Origin of the sequence: uncultured Mycobacterium sp. (assembly GCF_964249325.1) — a bacterium.
Lineage (GTDB): Bacteria > Actinomycetota > Actinomycetes > Mycobacteriales > Mycobacteriaceae > Mycobacterium.
In genome coordinates this window covers 2343-5548 of record NZ_CAXUCH010000266.1, presented here as the reverse complement: position 1 = coordinate 5548, position 3206 = coordinate 2343, and the positions used below count along the sequence as shown (strand labels likewise).

Genomic DNA, 3206 nt, shown 5'->3' with positions numbered 1-3206 from the left:
GCTAGGCCGCGTCGTGGTGGGCGTGCCTGACAACGTGGGCGCGTTGCTCGGCGTCGCGGGCGCGGTGCGCGGCATCGCCGCCGGCGCGGGTTTGGATCCGCTCGGCGGAGGCAGCGCCGACATCGACACCCAGGTGTCCCAGTCCACGGCCCAGTCCCAGATGTCGCCGTCGGCGTAGGACAGCTGGATGGAACTGCCGGTCACCTCGACGGGGTCGCCATAGATCGCGCTGGCGTAATACTGCTCGGCGTCCGACGTCGACAAGTTGATGCAGCCATTGGTGACGTTCGTGTTGCCTTGCGCGCCCGCGCTCATCGGGTTGGCGTGGATGAACTCGCCGTTGTTGGAGATGCGGACCGCCCAGCGCTCGTGTGCATTGGTGTAGCCACCGGCCGGGTTGGACATGTAGAAGTCGGAGTATTTCTCGGTGACGACGTGGATACCGTTTCGAGTCACGTTTCGCGCCTTGTCGGCTTCCCCGTAGCTGCAGGGGAAGTCCATGATCACGCCCTCATCGCGGACCACCTGGATTCGGTGCGACGAGACCTCGGCTTTGACGATCTGGCGCCGACCGATCTGGATGTTCAGTGAGATGTCTTGTGCCCCATAAGCACCATCGCCGAACGCCAGCCCGTAGAGCTTGGCGTCGACGCTCACCTTAGTCCCGGCCGGGTAGTACTCACGACTGCGGTAATGCACCCGCGCCCCCTCGGTCTCGTCGGGCAGCCACGCCCAGCTGCCCTCGACCGGCGGATCGGTGGTGACCTTCAACGCCCGTTCCACCGCGGCCTTATCGCTGATCGACGAGTCGAATTGGATGATGATGGGGGCCGCGATACCGACCGTCTGTCCGTCGCTGAGTTGGAACTGCCCGCCGATCTTCTTCTTTGGCGTCAGCGTGCTGAAGCGGGCGGCCACCGGGACCGCCTTGCCGTCGTGGCCGACCACCGAGCCGCTCCAGGTGTAGGTCGCGTCGTAGCCGAGCGGCTCGGTGATCGTGAAGACGGTGCGGTCACGGGTGAGCGCGCCGGCCACCACCTTGCCGGCGGAGTTTTTCAGCGCCACATGCTGAAACCAGCCGTCGCGGACCTCGACGCTGACCGGCGCGGTGGGCACGACATTGCGGGCGGCGTCGACGGGATGAAAAGTCAAGCTCGGCGCTGGCGGTGCTTTCGGCTTGGCGGATTCTTTGCCGGCACGGCCGGAGCATGCGGCGAGCACATCCGGTGCGAACATACCCACCGCAAGCGTCGTCAAAGCCCGACGCCGGGTGATCGGCGGCAGGGCGCGGGGTGTGCTCACGGCACACCAAGATACCGGGGGCCAGGGCCCGTTCCGGTCAGCCGCGGCTACAGAACGCAGCCGACCAGCACCGGTTCTGGCTCGAGTGTGATGCCAAACACATCGCGGACGCCGTCGCGCACGGTGCGGGCGAGCGCCACGACGTCGGCGGCGGTGGCCGCACCGCGGTTGGTCAAAGCAAGCGCATGCTTGGTCGACAGCCGGCAGGGGGCGCCCTCTTCAGCGGGGTAGCCTTTGCTGAACCCGGCTTGCTCTACTAGCCAGCCTGCGGCCAGCTTGACCCCGCCCGGCGCCGGCCAGTGCGGCACCGGCCGGTCGACTTGAGCCGCCAGTCGCTGGTAAGCACGTTGCGCGACAACGGGATTGGTGAAGAACGATCCAACACTCCAGGTGTCGTGGTCGGCGGCGTCGAGCACCATGCCCTTGCGTCTGCGCAAGTTCAGCACCGCCTGGCGAACCGCTGTCGGATCGGCTCGCTCGCCGGTGGCTACACCCAGCACGGCGGTCAACTCGCCGTAGCGCAGCGGCGCGCTGCGGCCTGAGGCGTCCAGCGCGAACTCGACCTCCAAGACGACGGCCGCCTGCGAATGTTTGAGCACGCTGGTGCGGTAGCCGAAGCGCAGCTTTTGGCCGGGCACCCACCGCACCTCGCCGCTACGCCGGTCGAGCAGCCGCACCCGGGTGATGGTGTCGGCCACTTCCGCGCCGTACGCGCCGACGTTCTGCACCGGCGTGGCGCCGGCAGAACCCGGGATGCCGGACAGGCATTCCAGCCCGCCCAGCCCATGCTCGATGGCCGCCACGACGACGTCGTCCCACACCGCGCCGGCCTCAGCGCGCAGGGTCGTGCCCTCGATGCTGATGCGGTTGTTGGCCAGCCGCACCACGGTCAGGTCGGTCAGGTGATCGGCGATGACGACGTTGGAGCCCCCGGCCAACACCAGCAGCGGCTGAACCGCCTCGGCATCAAGCTGCCGCAGCGCGGCGACCACCTGGTCGGCGCTGGTGCAGGTGATGACACGACGCGCGACCGGGCCGATCCGCAACGTGGTCAGCGGCGCCAAGGCGACCGCCTCCGCGACGTGAGCACCGGCGAACCGCGAACCGACACCGCCCCGTTTCATGGGCCTTGACGGTATAGCCTGACCTGCTATGCCGCGCTCATTCGACATGTCCGCCGACTATGGCGGCACCGTCGAACAGGTTCACCGGGCGTTTAGCGACGAGAACTATTGGCTGGCCCGGTTGGCCGATTCCGGTGCCGACGACGCCACCCTCGATTCCATGCGGCTGGGCGACGACGGCAGCATCGACGTGATCACTACCCAGGTATTGCGCAGCGACCGGCTGCCGGGCCTGGTCACCCAATTTCACCGGGGCGATCTCTGTATCCGGCGGGAGGAGACGTGGGGCCCGGTCACCGGCGGCAGCGCCCACGCGACCGTCACCGGGTCAATCCTCGACGCGCCGGTGGGGCTGACCGGTACCGCGGTGCTGGCACCGCTGCCCGAAACGGGCGGAGCGCGTTTGACCTTTCGGGCTACTGTCGAGGTGCGCATTCCGCTGGTCGGCGGCAAGATCGAGAACTTCATCGGCAGCCAACTGGTCGAGCTGCTGATCGCCGAACAGCGATTCACCACAATGTGGATCGGCGAGAACGCCTGACCGTTACCCCGATGGTGCGGCTGCCACATCAGCCTCCATAGCCTCACCAGTAGCTGAGGAGGGGACTAGTGTCTTCTCCGATTTGATGGCACATGTGATATCAGCCAGGTGGCGGCGCCAGCGTGATATCGCATGTGCCATCACTTCCCGAGACCATGTCATGGTCGGTCGACGGCGCACCTGAGGGCGACCCGCTGCGCCCGGCTCCGCCGCGCTTGCGATCGCCCTGGCTGACTGGG

Annotated in this window: 3 protein-coding genes; 1 reads left to right on the top strand and 2 read right to left on the bottom strand. The window is 67.3% G+C overall.

Translation table 11 applies throughout. The annotated features are described in order from the left end of the window. Both ACFE99_RS22130 and ACFE99_RS22125 read right to left on the bottom strand, forming a co-directional pair. Positions 1–1362, bottom strand: a 1362-nt coding sequence (locus ACFE99_RS22130) for an Ig-like domain-containing protein (protein WP_375488602.1), incomplete at its 3' end; no start/stop codon positions are given. Then, positions 1350–2426: a UDP-N-acetylmuramate dehydrogenase gene (locus ACFE99_RS22125; RefSeq protein WP_375488600.1), complete on the bottom strand. Its 1077-nt coding sequence runs from the start codon at positions 2424–2426 to the stop codon at positions 1350–1352. The genes ACFE99_RS22125 and ACFE99_RS22130, both read right to left, overlap by 13 nt. A gap of 28 nt (positions 2427–2454) precedes the next feature. Between ACFE99_RS22125 and ACFE99_RS22120 the strand changes: the two genes are divergently transcribed. After that, complete coding sequence (locus ACFE99_RS22120; protein WP_375488598.1) at positions 2455–2967, top strand: DUF2505 domain-containing protein; 513 nt, start codon at positions 2455–2457, stop codon at positions 2965–2967. Positions 2968–3206 lie beyond the last annotated feature (239 nt).